The sequence below is a fragment of the Pseudomonas sp. XS1P51 genome (genome assembly GCF_054897845.1).
In genome coordinates this window covers 5,665,762-5,683,413 of sequence record NZ_CM142707.1, presented here as the reverse complement: position 1 = coordinate 5,683,413, position 17,652 = coordinate 5,665,762, and the positions used below count along the sequence as shown (strand labels likewise).

Genomic DNA, 17,652 nt, shown 5'->3' with positions numbered 1-17,652 from the left:
TTTCTCCTGTTAGTGGGCAACCGCAGCAGCGCCGTGTTCGTCGATCAACGCACCGTTGTGGAAACGGTCGATGGAGAAAGGTGCAGCCAATGGGTGCATTTCACCCTTGGCCAGACTCGCGGCAAACACGTTACCCGAGCCAGGAGTTGCCTTGAAGCCGCCGGTGCCCCAACCGCAGTTGAAGAACATGTTCGGGACCGGAGTTTTGGAGATGATCGGGCAGGCATCCGGCGTGGTGTCGACGATGCCGCCCCACTGACGGTTCATGCGTACGCGGGATAGCACCGGGAACATCTCGACGATGGCCTGGATGGTGTGCTCGATCACCGGGTACGAACCACGCTGGCCGTAGCCGTTGTAGCCGTCGATACCGGCGCCGATCACCAGGTCGCCCTTGTCGGACTGGCTGATGTAACCGTGCACGGCGTTGGACATGATCACGCTGTCGATAATCGGTTTGATCGGCTCGGACACCAGCGCTTGCAGCGGGTGGGATTCGATCGGCAGACGGAAACCGGCGAGCTTGGCCATGTGCCCGGAGTTACCGGCGGTGACCACACCGACGCGCTTGGCGCCGATGAAGCCCTTGTTAGTTTCAACGCCGATGCACACGCCGTTTTCCTTGCGGAAACCGATCACTTCGGTCTGCTGGATCAAATCCACGCCCAAGGCGTCGGCGGCGCGGGCAAAGCCCCAGGCCACGGCATCGTGACGGGCCACGCCGCCGCGACGCTGGACGGTAGCGCCCATCACCGGGTAGCGCGTGTTCTTCGAGCAGTCGAGGTACGGGATCTCGTCGGCCACTTGCTTGGCATCGAGCAGTTCGCCGTCCACGCCGTTGAGGCGGTTGGCGCTGACCCGACGCTCGGAATCACGAATGTCCTGCAGGGTGTGGCACAGGTTGTAGACGCCGCGCTGGGAGAACATCACGTTGTAGTTCAAGTCCTGGGACAGGCCTTCCCACAGTTTCATCGCGTGTTCGTACAGGTGCGCCGACTCGTCCCACAGGTAGTTGGAGCGAACGATGGTGGTGTTGCGCGCGGTGTTACCGCCGCCCAGCCAGCCTTTCTCGACCACGGCCACGTTGGTGATGCCGTGTTCCTTGGCCAGGTAGTAGGCGGTCGCCAGACCATGCCCGCCACCGCCGACGATGACCACGTCATAGACCTTTTTAGGGGTCGGCGTGCGCCACATTTTCTGCCAGTTTTCGTGATGGCTGAGGGAGTGTTTGAAGAGGCCGAAGCCCGAGTAGCGTTGCATAGTCATTTACTCCAAAACCGCGCTCAGCGATAAACCGGGAAGTCCGCGCACAGTGCCGAAACTTGCTGGGCGACATTGGCCTCGACATCGGCGTCGCCGAGGTTGTCGAGGATGTCGCAGATCCAGCCGGCCAACGTGACGCACTGGGTAACCTTGAAGCCGCGAGTGGTCACCGCCGGGGTGCCGATACGCAGGCCGGAGGTCACGAACGGCGACTGTGGATCGTTCGGGACAGCGTTCTTGTTCACGGTGATATGGGCACGACCGAGTGCTGCATCCGCCTCTTTGCCGGTGAGGCCCTGACGGATCAGGCTGACCAGGAACAGGTGGTTATCGGTGCCGCCGGACACTACATCGTAACCGCGTTTGATAAACACGCCGGCCATGGCCTGGGCGTTGTCGATCACTTGTTGTTGGTAAACCTTGAAGCCAGGCTCCAGCGCTTCCTTGAAGCACACCGCTTTACCAGCGATCACGTGCATCAGCGGGCCGCCCTGGGCACCCGGGAAAACTGCCGCGTTGAGCTTCTTCTCGATTTCTTCGTTGGCCTTGGCCAGGATCAGGCCGCCACGCGGACCGCGCAGGGTCTTGTGGGTGGTGGTAGTCACCACGTCAGCGTACGGCAGCGGGTTCGGATACAGGCCGGCAGCGACCAGACCGGCGACGTGAGCCATGTCGACGAACAGCAGCGCACCGACCTTGTCGGCGATCTGACGGAAGCGTGGGAAGTCGAGGGTCTTGGAATAGGCCGAGAAGCCGGCAACGATCATCTTCGGCTTGCATTCGACGGCCAGACGCTCGACTTCGTCGTAGTCGATCAACCCGGTTTTGGTGTCGATGCCGTACTGCACGGCGTTGTACAGCTTGCCCGAGGACGACACCTTGGCGCCGTGCGTCAGGTGGCCGCCATGGGCCAGGCTCATGCCGAGAATGGTGTCGCCGGCTTGCAGCAGGGCCAAGTAAACGGCGCTGTTGGCCGAGGAGCCGGAGTGCGGCTGCACGTTGGCGTAGTCGGCACCGAACAGTTGCTTGGCGCGCTCGATGGCCAGGACTTCAACCTTGTCGACGTGCTCGCAGCCACCGTAGTAGCGCTTGCCCGGATAGCCTTCGGCGTATTTGTTGGTCAGGCCGCTGCCTTGCGCTTCCATGACGCGCTTGCTGGTGTAGTTCTCTGACGCGATCAGCTCGATGTGATCTTCCTGACGTTGCTCCTCGGCATTCATCGCCGCCAGCAGTGCATCGTCGTAACCCTGGATCTGGTCTTGCTTGCTGAACATCGCGTCTCTCCCAGCGGCGGCGGTGCGCCATTCGTCTCGGTGAGGCACGTACCTTTCGGCAGTGCCCTTTGGATGCGATGGTATGACCGGCGCAGACAGGTCAAATGCCTACGGACGCCACGCAAAGGTGCGTTTACGACATAGACCGCTTTCACACCGTTTGGCACGCTCATGTAGGAGCTGCCGCAGGCTGCGATCTTTTGATTTTGCTGTTTGGAAGATCAATAGATCGCAGCCTGCGGCAGCTCCTACAGGGTTGCTGCGACAACTTGACGTAACACAAGAAGCACGAGGAAATGCGCGGGATAGAGCGCATACGCCCAACGCCGCATCGGTGGTGGTTTGAAGCGTCGGGCATGTCGCAACAAGAGCAGCCCCAGCAATGGCGCAATCAGACAAGTGGCAATGCCGAGGATGGCTGCACTGTTGCCGAAGCGGGCGGAGTAATACAGCACCTCCCATTGATTGGCGGCCAGGCAGACCAGTCCGGGCAACAGGCTGAAGCACCAGGGCCGCTTGATCACCAGCAACATGGTCAGCGGCAGCAGGACACCGAAGAAACCGAACATCAGTCGTTCCGGGAACAGTGCTGCCAGGGTTAGAGCACCCACCGCGAGCAGTCGCGAGTGCAGCGTTTCGTGCCGCCAGCCGCGCGCTGCCAACATCCCGAGCGCCAGCGTGGGCAACACGTTCAGGGTGTCGGGATCAGGAATGTACATCCGGTAGGGAATTTCACTGATGGCGCTGAACAGCAGCAACCAACCCAGATAACGCCACTGGCCATCGGTCGTCGCTGCACCGGTGCGCGACAGATTGGCCGCGATCGCCAGGCAGAACCACGGGAACGCCAACCTCCCCGGTACATACAGAATATCGACGGAATAACCGACATATCGCAGGTGATCGAGCACCATGCTCAATAGCGCCAGCCACTTGAGCAGATCGAGTGCACCGTCGCGTTGAGTCATGTGCATAATTGCCCGGTGTCCTTGTAATGTTCTGACAGTGACATCCCGTGTGCTCCCCGGACGATCTTCGGTAAAGTGCGCACCATCATTGACCACGAAGCCCTTCACCATAAGAGCCTCGACCACGGAAGCCGGCCATGACCGACAAGAGCCAACAATTCGCCAGCGACAACTATTCCGGTATCTGCCCTGAAGCCTGGGCCGCCATGGAACAGGCCAACCACGGCCACCAACGCGCCTATGGCGACGATGAGTGGACCGCACGCGCGTCCGATCAATTCCGCAAACTGTTCGAAACCGACTGCGAAGTGTTCTTCGCCTTCAACGGCACCGCCGCCAACTCCCTGGCCCTGTCGTCGCTGTGCCAGAGTTACCACAGCGTGATCTGCTCGGAAACCGCCCACGTCGAAACCGACGAATGCGGCGCCCCGGAGTTCTTCTCCAACGGTTCCAAGCTACTCATCGCCCGTACTGAAAACGGCAAGCTGACCCCGGAATCAATCCGCGAAATCGCCCTCAAGCGCCAGGATATCCACTATCCGAAACCGCGCGTCGTGACCCTGACCCAGGCCACCGAAGTCGGCAGCATCTACACCCCCGAAGAAATCCGCGCCATCAGCGCCACCTGCAAAGAACTGGGCCTGAACCTGCACATGGACGGCGCACGCTTCTCCAATGCCTGCGCCTTCCTCGGTTGCTCACCAGCGGACCTGACCTGGAAAGCCGGCGTCGACGTGTTGTGCTTCGGCGGTACGAAAAACGGCATGGCGGTGGGTGAGGCGATTCTGTTCTTCAACCACAAACTGGCCGAAGACTTCGACTACCGCTGCAAACAGGCCGGGCAGCTGGCCTCCAAGATGCGCTTCCTCTCGGCCCCATGGGTCGGGATTCTGGAAAACGACGCCTGGCTCAAATACGCCCGCCATGCCAACCACTGCGCACAGCTGCTGGCGGAATTGGTGAGCGATATTCCTGGCGTGGACCTGATGTTCCCGGTGCAGGCCAACGGCGTGTTCCTGCAACTCTCGGAGCCGGCCATCGCCGCACTGACCGCCAAGGGCTGGCGCTTCTACACCTTCATCGGCAACGGCGGCGCACGGTTCATGTGCTCGTGGGATACCGAAAAAGAACGCGTGCGGGAACTGGCGGCGGACATTCGGGAAGTCATGTCCCGCTAAGCCCTGCCACTGATCGTTCCCACGCTCCGCGTGGGAATGCAGCCCGTGACGCTCTGCGTCACAACGGTGTCCGCCGCTGCATAGGCGCTGAAGCTGGAACGCGGAGCGTCCCTGGATGCATTCCCACGCAGAGCGTGGGAACGATCATTACGGGCGTGTCGCAATTTCCCACTCGCTCCGCGTCGCTGTCCGCTAGCACTACCTCGTAACCCCGCTCACCCTAGTCATTCCCTCGCAAAGGAATGCACCCATGGGCCGAAGCCGTTACACCATCACTGAACCCGACAAACCGCATTTCCTCACCTGCACACTCATGGAATGGCTCCCGCTGTTCATCCGTCCCTACATCGTCGATCACCTGCTCAATTGCTGGCGCTATCAGCAAACCCATCGTGATCTAAAGCTGTACGGCTATGTGGTCCTGGAGAACCATCTCCACTTCGTTGCCGAGGCTCCAGACCTGAGCAAATGCCTCAGCCAGTTCAAATCCTTCACTGCCCGACAAATCATCGACGACCTACAAAGCAAAGGCGCCGATCGCGCGCTGCGGCGCCTGCGCTTCAGTAAACGCGCACACAAGCAGGACCGGGTTTATCAGCTGTGGCAGGAAGGTTCGCACTCGGAAATGGTGTACAGCGAGACGGTGATGCGCCAGAAGCTGGATTACATTCATTACAACCCGGTTAAACGTGGGTACGTGGATTTGCCGGAGCACTGGCGCTATTCCAGTGCGAGGAACTATGCGGGGATGGAGGGGTTGATCGAGATTCAACGGTGGTATTAAGACCTCCTGATCGTTCCCACGCTCTGCGTCACAACGGTGTTCGTCTCCACGCAGGCGCTGAAGCTGGAACGCGGAGCGTCCCGAGAGGCATTCCCACGCAGAGCGTGGGAACGATCAGGTGCGGCGACTTGGTCTACATTGACTGGCGAGCCGCTTTGATCCGCTCAGACAATAACAATCAGGAGCGTACGCATGTCACTACAAGGCAAGACCCTGTTCATTACCGGCGCCAGCCGCGGGATTGGTCGTGAGATCGCGCTGCGGGCTGCGCGGGATGGGGCCAACATCGTGATTGCCGCGAAAAGCGCCGAACCACACCCCAAGTTGCCCGGCACGATTTTCAGCGTGGCGAAGGAAGTCGAAGCGGCTGGCGGTAAAGCGTTGGCGTTGCAGGTGGACGTGCGCGATGAGGTCGCAGTGCGCGAAGCGTTGGCCCAGGCCAACGAGCATTTCGGCGGCATCGATGCGCTGGTCAACAATGCCGGAGCGATCAAGCTCACCGGCGTTCAACACGTCGAACTCAAGCGCTTCGACCTGATGCACCAGATCAACACCCGCGCCGTGCTGCTGTGCAGCCAGGCCGCCCTGCCCTACCTGAAAAAAACCAGCGGTCACATCCTCAACCTGTCACCGCCGCTGAACCTGGCAACCAAATGGTTCGCCCAGTACGGCCCCTACACCGTGACCAAATACGGCATGAGCATGCTGACCCTGGGCATGAGCGAGGAATTCAAAAACTACGGTATCAGCGTCAACTCGTTGTGGCCGCAGACGATGATCGCCACCGCCGCCATCGAGTTTCAGCTCGGATCACGCGAGTCTTTCAAGCATGCGCGTACGCCCGCGATCATGGCGGATGCCGCCCACGTCATCCTGGACAGCCGTGGTCGCAGCATTACCGGTCGTTTGCTGATTGATGAGGAAATACTTCGGGAGAGCGGCATAACCGAGTTCGAACACTATCGGTTCGCCCCCGGCACCCGCGACAAGCTGATGCCGGATCTGTTTATCGATTGAGATATCCACAACCCTTGTAGGAGCTGTGTAGGAGCTGTGTAGGAGCTGTGTAGGAGCTGTCGAGTGAAACGAGGCTGCGATCTTTTGATTTTGATTTTTAAAAACAAGATCAAAAGATCGCAGCCTCGTTTCACTCGACAGCTCCTACAGGGTGATCACAGGGTTACTGTGTAACCATCAAAACTCGATACGAACGTCACCCTTCGGCACGCTGCAGCACGACAGGATGAACCCTTCGGCTTCGTCTTCCTCGGTGATCCCACCGTTGTGGTCCATTTCGACCTCGCCACCCAGTTTCATCACCTTGCACGTTCCGCAGATCCCCATCCCGCAAGCCTTTGGAATCAACAGCCCCAACTTGGCTGCTGCTGCGTGGACGGTCTCCCCCGGCGCAACACGAATGCTCTTGCCGGACGCGGTGAATTCAACCTGGTGCAGATCCGCGACGTCAATGTCCGGTGCGTCTGCTGCTATCTCGGCTTGCTCCACCGCATCGGCACGGGCTTCCGGAGGCGTAGCACCGAAGGACTCCTCGTGATAACGCGACATGTCGAAACCGGCGGTCTCGAGCATGCGTTTCACCGCATTCATGTACGGCGTCGGGCCACAGCAGAAAACCTCACGCTCAAGGAAGTCCGGCGCCATCAGTTCGAGCATCTTGTGGTTCAGGTAACCGCGATAACCGGCCCACGGCTCGCCCAGACCATGCTTCTCGCAGATCAGGTGCAGGCTGAAGTTATCGATCCGCGAGGCCATGTGTTCCAGCTCGCGGTGATAAATGATGTCTTTGGGCGAACGGGCGCTGTGGATAAACACCATGTCGACGTTGCCGTTGGTGTCGTAGAACCAACGCGTCATGGACATGACCGGCGTGATGCCGACGCCACCGCTGAGGTACAGCACCTTCGGCGCGGTGAAGTCCATGGCGTTGAACAGCCCGACCGGGCCATGCACCGCCAGCTCCTGGCCTTCGTGCAGGGTGTCGTGCAGCCAGTTGGACACCTTGCCGCCCGGCACACGCTTGATGGTCACCGAAAAGCTGTACGGCACCGATGGCGAGCTGGAAATGGTGTAGGAGCGCATGATCGGCACGCCTTCGATTTCCAGCTCCAGGGTGACGAACTGGCCCGGCTTAAAGAAGAACAGGATCGGCTGGTCAGCCATAAAGCAGAAGGTGCGCACGTCCCAGGTTTCCTGGATGACTTTGACGCAACGGACGATGTGTCGACCATTGGCCCAGGTCTGGGTAGTTACCGGATTCAGGAAGCTGTTGGACATGCTGTTCTCCACCGCCGATGGTCGGCCTTATGTTGGCGATTCTGCGTATAGCGCAGACCACCCATTTACCTATCTGCGACATTCACATACTTATCGCGACCAGCCCGCATCTACCGGGGGTTGCGCGTCGGGAACAGATTGGGCCATGTCGCCCATGGATAAGGTTCTGGCCAGCGCCGGCCCCACACTCGCCCCATACCAAGACACATTCTTTACACCCTTGCGTAGCAAACCGTATCAGCCACTATTTCGCCGGCCACACAGAATGGCCATGAGGATCAAATCGATGGACGTCACCGCAAAAATCAGCCTGGGCGATCCGCTGGAACCCGCACGCAAGGCCACCGCGCAGATGCTGCAAGAACGCGAGCGCACTTTCTCGCTGCCGCAGCCGTTTTACTCTGACGAGCGGTTGTTTGATATCGACATGCAGGAAATCTTCCAGAAAGAGTGGTTGATCGCCGGCATGACTTGCGAGATCCCGACCAAGGGCAACTACCTGACCCTGCAGGTCGGCAAAAACCCGATCATCGTGATTCGCGGCGCCGAAGGCGTGGTGCATGCGTTCCACAACGTCTGCCGTCACCGCGGTTCGCGCCTGTGCACCAGTGACAAGGGCAAGGTCGCCAAGCTGGTTTGCCACTACCACCAGTGGACGTACGAACTGGACGGTCGCCTGCTGTTCGCCGGCACCGAAATGGGCGCCGACTTCGACATGAAGCAGTACGGCCTCAAACCAGTGAACGTGAAGACCGCCGGCGGCTACATCTTCATCAGCCTGTCGGAGAACCCGCCGGCCATTGATGACTTCCTGTCGACGCTCACCCATTACATGGAACCGTACGACATGGAGAACACCAAGGTGGCGGTGCAAACCACCTTGATGGAAAAAGCCAACTGGAAACTGGTGCTGGAAAACAACCGCGAGTGCTACCACTGCAACGCGTCGCACCCGGAATTGCTGAAAACCCTGCTGGAATGGGACGACGTCACCGACCCGCGGGCCGACCAGGCCTTCAAGGACCATGTCGCCGCCTCCGCCGCCGCCTGGGAAGCCGAGAAGATTCCTTACGCCCACGCCAGCTTCGGCCTGCGTAACCGCATCGTGCGCATGCCGCTGCTCAAGGGCACCGTGTCGATGACCCTGGACGGCAAACAGGGCTGCGCCAAACTCATGGGTCGCATCAAGAACCCGGACCTGGGCTCGATGCGCATCCTGCACCTGCCGCACTCCTGGAACCACTGCATGGGCGACCACATTATCGTGTTCACCGTGTGGCCGATCAGCGCTCAGGAAACCATGGTCACCACCAAGTGGATCGTCCACAAGGACGCGGTCGAAGGCGTGGACTACGACGTGGAGCGCATGCGCCAGGTCTGGGACGCCACCAACGACCAGGACCGTCGCCTGGCCGAAGAGAACCAGCGCGGCATCAACTCCACGGCGTATCAGCCAGGGCCTTACTCCAAGACCTATGAGTTTGGCGTGGTGAACTTTGTGGATTGGTACAGCGAGCGTCTGCTGAACAACCTCGGTGCCGAGCCAGCGGCTTACCTCAAAGGGGTTCCGGTCCAGGGTTGATAGCAAAAAGCATCGCGAGCAGGCTCGCTCCCACAATGGGATTGGTGGTGTTCACAAATTTTGCGGACAAATATCAATCAATGTGGGAGCGAGCCTGCTCGCGATGGCCCCCTCCCACTCACTGCATCTTTTCCCGCAAAACACCTTTCTCATCTTAGAACTGTACGAAATATGATCTACTTCGTTCAGACCTATACGTACCGTGGCTCCCAGCCTTTAGCGAACAAGTTATCCACACCTCCACCCACAGCTAATGGGGACAAGTGTGGATTTACAGAAAACTTTCTCCACAGAAACTGAAGAAAATCCGTGACTTATCCAGAAGGAGGGTTTTCGGTAGCGATTGGTTGTTTTTTGACCGAAAGCCGGAAAGGCACGTTATACGTGGCTTGCAGAGGATGGCGAACACCTTATCCACAGAAGCGCCAACAGACTTTGGGGGCAACTTCTCTGGATCTGTGGAAAACCGTTGAAAGCCGCGAATATTCAAGGTTTGCGCGGGACTTATGGGTGTAAACCGTTGACTTGATCGTTTTTTAACCAGATCTCTGATAGGCCCTGTTTGTATGGCCTGTAGCGGACAGCGAACATCTTATCCACAGAAGCGCCAACAGAGATTGGGGGCAAGTATTGGATTGCGCAAAACTTTATCCACCGTAAAAAGCGTGTAAAAACCATGAGTTAGGCTGGTTGTTTTTTGTACGAAGGCTTGGAGGGCTTGATTTTCATGGGATGTAGCGAGGGGCGAACATGTTATCCACAGAATCGCCAACAGGGATTGTGGGTAAATCAGATTGTGTTGAGGCACGACCGACCTGACTCGACATCCAGACTCAATTCAAAGTCATTGAATGCCCGCCACCCGAGCAATATCGAAGGCACATAGCGCCCGGCCAGCCAAGAAGGAGGAATCGTATAAGCCGGGTAGTACTTGTAGCTGATCGCCATGGATTGGCCGGGCAACCCCAACACACCTTTAAAGGTTTGATAGCGCTGCCCATCGACGGCGCTAACGGGGGGGTTACCAGTGGGAGTACCTGTTCAGCACCATGAAAGTCGTTGGCGTAAGGATGAAGCGTGAGCACTTCGTGGCGCTTGGTTCTTTTCACAGAAAAATCGGCGGTCGTTCGCAGGATCGACAGTGATTCGCTGCCGAACATGGAAAACATCACCTTGAGTTCCGGACTGTTCTCTATTGCCTGGGCGTGGCGCCGCTTGATTGCCAAATAGTAGTCGGGAAGCTGGTTTGCGGCTTTGTCTTCCAGCATTCGGGTAAAAACGGACACTGAACAACTCAGATTCTTCCTGGCGTCCAACACCCTTTCGCATTACACCCTTTTAACAGCGCATAGAAAAACTGTAGCTCACCGGGCTGTATGGCGTGGGGCGAACAGGTGATTCGAGGGGAACAGGGACCGTCCTGGACAGCCCCTTGGGGCAGGATCCGGCCCTACGGTCGATACATCAGATAGGCTTCACCCGTGACCCGAATCATCGGGTGGGGCGTGATCTGGCAGGTGTCGACGATACGAAAGCCGTGTCGTTCGTAAAACCGCCGAGCGCCGGTGTTCGCGGCGTAGTCGATCAGGCTCAAGCCGTTGAGCCCGAGCTGATTGGCACGGTCATAGGCGTAGGCGAGGAATTGCTTGCCCAGGCCCTGATTTCGCCAGCCCTCGTGCAACGCCAGGCTGGAAATATAGAGGGTGTCGGGGATTTCCAGCGTGGCGTACGGCGCCAGCACGGGATCGGTTGTCGACTCCGCCTGCGGATCGTGACGCATCACGTAACTGTGCATCATCCCGATGACTTGGCCGCCCGACTCTGCAATCAGGCAGTTCTGCCAGGAAAAATCCACGTCATCACGGGCATAACGACTGGCGCCTACATCCAACAGATCCTGGCCGGGCTGCGCCAGTTGGCTCCAGATGTAATCCGAAGCGCCCTCTGATGAAATCTGAAACAAACGAGCAATATCCCGCGCATCCGCTCGCACCGCCGAACGAAACTCAACTGCCATTATTTTTCCCTGTGGGAGCGAGCCTGCTCGCGAAGAAGTCGTTATATCCAACATCAATGTGACTGACAGGCTGCATTCGCGAGCAGGCTCGCTCCCACATTGGATGTGCGCTGACTATCGGTTAGCGAACTACGCCTTCTTCGATCAGCAACTTGAGAATCGCCTCGGCACCCGCTTGCGCCGTCACGCCTTTGAGCACCTGCCCGCCGCCACCGCTGGCCTTGGCCGTCGCCGCTTTCATCCGGTCCGCGCCGCTCTTGGCCTTGATCACTTTCAAGCGTTTAGGCCGTGGCTTGGCCGGTTGCAGCGTGGCAACTGCCAACAGTTCATCGTCGATCACTTCGACTTCATCCGCCTGCAACACCCCGCGCCGGGCCGGGCCGTAGGCGCTCTGCCGGGGTTTTGGCGCAGCGTTATCCACCGTCGCGAGAAACGGCAGACGCACTTTCAAACGGCGGCGCTGACCGCGTGGCAAGGCTTGCAGCACCAACGCCGAACTGCCGTCGATGGACTCGACCTGAGCCAACCCCACCACCAGCGGCCAGCCGAGGCTTTCCGCGAGCAGGAATGGCAGCATGCCCGAGCCTTCACCCGTTTCCGCCTGGCTGCCGGTCAGTACGACCTGCGCCCCGGCGTCGCGCAAATACGCGGTCAGCGCCGGTAGCGCATCGGCGCCTTTCGGTTGTTCCAGCACGTGCAGCTGTTCCAGGCCCATGCCCAGATACGCGCGCAACGCCGGTTCTGCGACGTCTCCGGCATGCAGCACTTGCAGGTTATCCCCAGCCAGTTGCAGGCCCAACTCCACCGCCCGCGCATCCTGCTCCGCACGACGTGGCCGGCCGGAGGTCGGGTGGGCGCCGATGGACACCAGGCTGATGATTTTCGTGCTCATAACCCTTTCCTTTCCTTAAGCCGCATCGCGCTTGGCTTCGTTGCGGTAAGCCTCTACCGCATCGATCAAGGCTTGAAGAATCTCGGCACTCTCGCCGATCACCGACAGGTCGGCCCGTTTGATCATGTCGCAACCCGGATCGAGGTTGATCGCCACCACCTTGTCGCAGGCACCAATGCCTTGCAGGTGCTGGATCGCCCCGGAAATCCCCACGGCCACATAGACCCGCGCAGTGACCCAGGTGCCGGACGCACCGACCTGACGATCGCGCGCCATGAACCCGTCGTCCACTGCCACGCGGGACGCACCTTCGGTCGCGCCCAGGGCTTCGGCGGTCCTGTGGAAAAGTCCCCAGTCCTTGACCCCGTTGCCGCCGGAGAAAATGAACTCGGCTTCGGCCATAGGGATCGCCGCCGGGTCCACAGCCACCGCGCCCAAATCTTCGATGCGCGACAGACTGCGAGCCACGGCTGTGGATAACTCCACCGGCAACGCTTCGTGACGGGTTTCGCTGACCGGTTCGGCGCATTCGGCAGCGGCCAGAATCAAGCGTGCGACTGGACGCGCAAGGTCCTGTAACCCAGCGCCGGCGCGGCCGATACACTCCTGATCCTTGACCTGCCAGACCCGCGTGGCCGGGCGTTCGCCCAGCGCAGCAGCAAAGCGCCGGCCGAGTTCGCCGCCACCGCTGCGGCTGTCAGGCAGCAACCAATGGCGAGGGCTGAACTGGTTATCCACAGCCCGCAGGCCCTGAACCCGTTGCTCCGGTGCATAACCGCTGAATTCGTCGCCTTCCAGTACCAGCAAGCGATCGACGCCAGCGGTGGCGAAGGCGTTTTCCTTGTGTTCACCGAAAACGACGGCCAACACCGCGCCGTCCTTGCCGGCCAATTGATGCGCCAGGCCCAACAAATCGCGGTCGTGGCTGCTCAAGCGGCCACCGACCATGTCCGGCACGACGCTGATGTAAAACGCAGGTGCAGGCACTTGATGCAGCGGCAACAGCACTTCAACCACGGCCGAGCGTTTGGTCGCCCCGCCCTGTTGAGCGCCGCTGCGGTCGATCCGTTTGATGCCGTTGGGGCCGATAAAACCGATGCCATGCAGATTCTTGCGGATGACGCCGTTCGGGCCCATCCAGCTGTGCTGCGCCGGTTGCATGGCCGCGTGCAGCGGGTGCAGACGGTTGCGGGCAATCCATTCGGCGCGTGGGTCGCGGCGGATAATGTCGCTCATCAGTGGGCCTCCGCAGGTTCACGTTGGGCCGGTGTGGTCGGCTTACTCGGCGCAGCGTCTTCGAGCAACGCGTCCGCCACCAGTTCGGCGATGTCCTTGATCAGCGGCCGCGGTTCGACCACGCCTTCGAGCATCGCGGTGCATTGTGGACAACCCACGGCCACCAGTTCTGCGCCGGTTTCGCGGATGTCTTCCATGCGCATGTCGGGGATCCGTTGTTTGCCCGGAATGTCAGTGATCGGCGCGCCGCCACCGCCGCCACAGCAGCGAGAACGGAAACCGGAGCGTTGCATTTCCTTGATCTCGATGCCCAGGGCACGCAGCACTTCCCGCGGCGCCTCGTATTCGCCGTTGTAGCGGCCGAGGTAGCACGGGTCGTGATACGTCACGCTGGTGCCTTTGTGCTGGCCGAGGTTCAACGCGCCAGCGCCGATGATTTCCGCCATGTAGGTGCTGTGGTGCTGCACGAGATAGTTGCCGTCGAAGGCGCCATACTCGTTTTTCAGCACGTGGAAGCTATGCGGGTCGCAGGTGACGATGCGGTTGAAGCTGTACTTGGCCAGGGTCTGGATGTTGCGTTTGGCCAACAGCTGGAAGGTCGCTTCGTCCCCCAGACGCCGGGCCACGTCACCACTGTCGCGTTCTTCCAGGCCCAGCACCGCGAAGTCGACCTTGGCCGCTTTCAGCACTTTAACGAAGGCGCGCAGAGTGCGCTGGTTGCGCATGTCGAAGGCACCGTCGCCGACCCAGAACAGCACGTCGACAGACTTCTTCTCGCTCATCAGATTGAGGTTCAAATCCGCCGCCCAGTTCATCCGCCCGCCCGGGGCGAAGCCGCCAGGGTTGTCGGTGGCGATCAGGTTTTCCAGGACTTCGGCACCCTTGTTCGGGGTCGCGCCTTTTTCCAGGGTCAGATGGCGGCGCATGTCGACGATGGCATCGACGTGCTCGATCATCATCGGGCATTCCTCGACGCAGGCCCTGCACGTGGTGCAGGACCACAGGGTTTCGGCGTCCACCAGACCGTTGACGATCGGTTGATGCGGGTTACCGGCGTGCTCGCCGATCGCCTTGCCCGGATACGGGCTGCCAGCGAATTTGGCATCGGTGCCACCGGCAAGGCCGACGACCATGTCCTGAATCAGTTTTTTCGGGTTCAGCGGTTGGCCGGCGGCGAACGCCGGGCACGCGGCTTCGCATTTACCGCACTGCACGCAGGCGTCGAAGCCCAGCAGTTGGTTCCAGGTGAAATCCTTGGGTTTTTCCACGCCCAGCGGCGCGGTGGGATCGTTGAGGTCCAGCGGTTTCAAACCGGTGGAACGACCGCCACCAAAACGTTCGGCGCGACGGTGCCAGGCCAGGTGCAGGGCACCGGCGAAGGCGTGCTTCATCGGCCCGCCCCAGGTCATGCCGAAGAACAGCTCGCTGACACCCCACAGCACACCGACGCCGAGGATCGCTGCCACCACCCAGCCACCGAAGTCTTGCGGAAGGATGCCGGCGACCGGCAGGGTCAACAGGAAGAAGCTCGCAGAGAACGCCAGCAGGCTTTTCGGCAAGCGCATCCACGGCCCTTTGGACAGGCGGGCCGGCGGGTTGCGCCGACGCAGGTAAACGAAGATCGCGCCGACGAACATCACCACCGTCATCAACAGCAGTGCATAGCCGAGGATGCGGTTATGCAGGCCAAAACCGTGCACCAGAATCGCCAGCACAATGGACGCCACCGCACCACCGGCCGTGGCGACGTGGGTGTTGGCGATGTATTTGTCACGCGCGACAACATGGTGCAAATCGACCATGTAGCGCTTGGGCATGGCGAACAGGCCGCCGATCAAATCGACCTTGGAGGCTCGACCCCGGCGCCACATAGCCACCCGCCGCAACGCGCCCAGAACCGCAAGGCCCAGGGCAGCGAACAACAGGATTGGAAGAAGGGTGTTCAACATGGTGAAGCTCCCACCAGTACATCTTGGAGAAACGCGGTCGGCGTAGGAGCTACCGCAGGCTGCGATCTTTTGATCTTCATGAGGCGCGACATACAAAGATCAAAAGATCGCAGCCTTCGGCAGCTCCTACAGGGGGTGCGTCAGCGACTTAGAAATCCTTGCACAACCGCAGCGCGTCGTAGATCGCCGCGTGGGTGTTGCGCTGGGCCACGCAGTCGCCGATGCGGAACAGCAAGTAACCGTCGCCCGCCTGGCTCAGCGAAGGTTGTGGCTTGATCGCGAACAAAGCTTCGATGTCCATCTGGCCTTTGTTGCGCGAGCCTTCCTTCAGGGCGTAGTAGATTTCTTCGTCCGGACGGACACCGTTTTCGACGACCACCTGGTCCACCACCCGCTCCTCTTTGGCGCCGGTGTATTCGTTCTCCAGTACCGCCACCAGCTTGTCGCCTTCGCGGTAGACCTTCTCCAGCATCATGTCGCCGGTCATGATCACTTCTTTCGGGTACATGCTGCGGTAGTACGTCGGGAACGACGTACCGCCAATCGCCACGCCCGGCTTGATGTCGTCGGTGACGATCTCGACCTGGCTACCCTTGTCGGCAAGGAAGTCGGCGGTCGACATCCCGGTGAACTCGCAGATGGTGTCGTAGACCAGCACGTTCTTGCCCGGCGCGACCTTGCCGTCGAGGATGTCCCAGCTGCTGACCACCAGGCCTTCAGCCGCGCCCCAGTGTTCGTTCTGCTCCAGGAATGGATGGCCGCCGACGGCGAGCACCACCACGTCCGGGCGCAGGTCGAGAATGGTTGCGGCATCAGCCGCCACGCCCAGGCGCAGGTCAACTTTCAGACGCGCCAGCTCTAACTGGAACCAGCGCGTGATACCGGCAATCTGGTCCCGTTGGGGGGCTTTCGAGGCGGTGGTGATCTGCCCGCCGATGAATTCTTTCTTCTCGAACAGGGTCACGTCGTGGCCACGTTCAGCCGATACGCGAGCCGCTTCCATCCCGGCAGGACCGGCACCGACCACCACGACTTTGCGCTTCACACCGGTCGACTTCTCGATGATGTGCGGCACGCCCATGTACTCACGGGAGGTGGCGGCGTTCTGGATGCACAAGACGTCCAGACCCTGGTACTGACGGTCGATGCAGTAGTTGGCGCCGACGCATTGTTTGATCTGGTCGACCTGGCCCATCTTGATCTTGGCGATCAGGTGCGGGTCGGCGATGTGGGCGCGGGTCATGCCGACCATGTCCACGTAGCCACCTTCCAGAATACGGGTCGCCTGGTTCGGGTCCTTGATGTTCTGCGCGTGCAGCACTGGGGCCTTGACCACTTCCTTGATACCGGCCGCCAGGTGCAGGAACGGCTCCGGTGGATAACTCATGTTCGGAATAACGTTGGCCAGGGTGTTGTGGGTGTCGCAACCCGAACCCACGACGCCGATGAAGTCGATCATGCCGGTGTCGTCGTAGTACTTGGCGATCTGCTTCATGTCCTCGTGGGACAAGCCGTCCGGGTGGAATTCGTCACCGCACAGGCGAATGCCGACGCAGAAATCCGGGCCGACTTCAGCCCGCACAGCCTTCAGCACTTCCAGGCCGAAACGCATGCGGTTTTCGAAGCTGCCACCCCATTCGTCGGTACGTTTGTTGACCCGCGGGCTCCAGAACTGGTCGATCATGTGCTGGTGCACAGCAGACAATTCGACGCCATCGAGGCCACCAGCCTTGGCGCGCGCGGCAGCGCTGGCGTAGTTGCCGATCACCCGCCAGATTTCTTCCGGCTCGATGGTTTTGCAGGTCGCGCGGTGCACCGGTTCACGGATACCCGATGGCGACAGCAGGGTTGGCCAATGCTCGCCGTCCCAACGCGAACGTCGTCCCATGTGGGTAATCTGGATCATGATCTTGGCGCCATGCTTGTGCATGGCGTCGGCCAGGTTCTGGAAGTGCGGAATGATCCGGTCGTCAGCCAGGTTGACCGACTTCCACCAGCCTTGCGGGCTGTCGATGGCCACACTGGAGGAACCGCCGCAAATCGCCAGGCCGATCCCGCCCTTGGCTTTCTCTTCGTAATACTTGACGTACCGGTCGGTGGTCATGCCGCCGTCGGTGGCATAGACCTCGGCGTGCGCGGTGCTGAGCACGCGGTTACGGATGGTCAGCTTGCCGATCTGGATCGGCTGGAACATTGCTTCGAAAGCCATGGCGG

At 60.2% G+C, this 17,652-nt stretch carries 14 protein-coding genes; 4 read left to right on the top strand and 10 right to left on the bottom strand.

Annotated elements, in window-relative coordinates; translation table 11 throughout:
* Positions 1-9 precede the first annotated feature (9 nt).
* The 3 genes from ACYZUD_RS26350 to ACYZUD_RS26340 form a co-directional block, all read right to left on the bottom strand.
* On the bottom strand, positions 10-1,260 hold the full coding sequence (locus tag ACYZUD_RS26350; protein ID WP_007947735.1) for a sarcosine oxidase subunit beta: 1,251 nt from the start codon (positions 1,258-1,260) through the stop codon (positions 10-12).
* Positions 1,261-1,283: 23 nt separating this feature from the next.
* Positions 1,284-2,537, bottom strand: coding sequence for a serine hydroxymethyltransferase (glyA, locus tag ACYZUD_RS26345; RefSeq protein ID WP_462020825.1), 1,254 nt, complete (start codon positions 2,535-2,537; stop codon positions 1,284-1,286).
* Positions 2,538-2,785: 248 nt separating this feature from the next.
* Positions 2,786-3,511, bottom strand: coding sequence for a TraX family protein (locus ACYZUD_RS26340; protein WP_462020824.1), 726 nt, complete (start codon positions 3,509-3,511; stop codon positions 2,786-2,788).
* A 131-nt stretch (positions 3,512-3,642) separates the two neighbouring features.
* On the opposite strand from ACYZUD_RS26340, the gene ACYZUD_RS26335 reads away from it, so the two are divergent.
* The 3 genes from ACYZUD_RS26335 (at position 3,643) to ACYZUD_RS26325 (ending at position 6,484) form a co-directional block, all read left to right on the top strand.
* Positions 3,643-4,683: a threonine aldolase family protein gene (locus ACYZUD_RS26335; RefSeq protein ID WP_462020823.1), complete on the top strand. Its 1,041-nt coding sequence runs from the start codon at positions 3,643-3,645 to the stop codon at positions 4,681-4,683.
* Positions 4,684-4,933: 250 nt separating this feature from the next.
* The gene (locus tag ACYZUD_RS26330) at positions 4,934-5,467 is read left to right on the top strand and encodes an REP-associated tyrosine transposase (protein WP_462020822.1); all 534 of its coding nucleotides are present in this window, start codon (positions 4,934-4,936) and stop codon (positions 5,465-5,467) included.
* Between the two features lie 192 nt (positions 5,468-5,659).
* A complete protein-coding gene (locus tag ACYZUD_RS26325; protein WP_462020821.1) occupies positions 5,660-6,484 on the top strand; it encodes an SDR family oxidoreductase in 825 nt (274 codons plus the stop codon).
* A gap of 177 nt (positions 6,485-6,661) precedes the next feature.
* Here the strand turns inward: ACYZUD_RS26325 and gbcB are convergent, their stop codons facing one another.
* Positions 6,662-7,762, bottom strand: coding sequence for a glycine-betaine demethylase subunit GbcB (gbcB, locus tag ACYZUD_RS26320; RefSeq protein ID WP_253433009.1), 1,101 nt, complete (start codon positions 7,760-7,762; stop codon positions 6,662-6,664).
* Between the two features lie 286 nt (positions 7,763-8,048).
* Between gbcB and gbcA the strand changes: the two genes are divergently transcribed.
* A complete protein-coding gene (gene gbcA / locus ACYZUD_RS26315) occupies positions 8,049-9,344 on the top strand; it encodes a glycine-betaine demethylase subunit GbcA (RefSeq protein WP_462020820.1) in 1,296 nt (431 codons plus the stop codon).
* An 833-nt stretch (positions 9,345-10,177) separates the two neighbouring features.
* Here the strand turns inward: gbcA and ACYZUD_RS26310 are convergent.
* From ACYZUD_RS26310 to dgcA, 6 genes are all read right to left on the bottom strand, one after another.
* Complete coding sequence (locus tag ACYZUD_RS26310; protein WP_462020819.1) at positions 10,178-10,630, bottom strand: hypothetical protein; 453 nt, start codon at positions 10,628-10,630, stop codon at positions 10,178-10,180.
* A 164-nt stretch (positions 10,631-10,794) separates the two neighbouring features.
* Entirely contained in the window at positions 10,795-11,361 is a 567-nt protein-coding gene (locus ACYZUD_RS26305) for a GNAT family N-acetyltransferase (protein ID WP_462020818.1), read from the bottom strand.
* Positions 11,362-11,482: 121 nt separating this feature from the next.
* Positions 11,483-12,253, bottom strand: a complete 771-nt coding sequence (gene etfB, locus ACYZUD_RS26300) for an electron transfer flavoprotein subunit beta (RefSeq protein WP_462020817.1) — start codon at positions 12,251-12,253, stop codon at positions 11,483-11,485.
* A 15-nt stretch (positions 12,254-12,268) separates the two neighbouring features.
* A complete protein-coding gene (gene etfA, locus ACYZUD_RS26295) occupies positions 12,269-13,489 on the bottom strand; it encodes an electron transfer flavoprotein subunit alpha (RefSeq protein ID WP_462020816.1) in 1,221 nt (406 codons plus the stop codon).
* On the bottom strand, positions 13,489-15,438 hold the full coding sequence (dgcB, locus tag ACYZUD_RS26290; protein ID WP_462020815.1) for a dimethylglycine demethylation protein DgcB: 1,950 nt from the start codon (positions 15,436-15,438) through the stop codon (positions 13,489-13,491). Before dgcB ends, etfA begins: the two co-directional genes overlap by 1 nt.
* A 148-nt stretch (positions 15,439-15,586) precedes the next feature.
* Positions 15,587-17,647, bottom strand: a complete 2,061-nt coding sequence (gene dgcA, locus ACYZUD_RS26285; protein WP_462020814.1) for a dimethylglycine demethylation protein DgcA — start codon at positions 17,645-17,647, stop codon at positions 15,587-15,589.
* Positions 17,648-17,652: the final 5 nt, after the last annotated feature.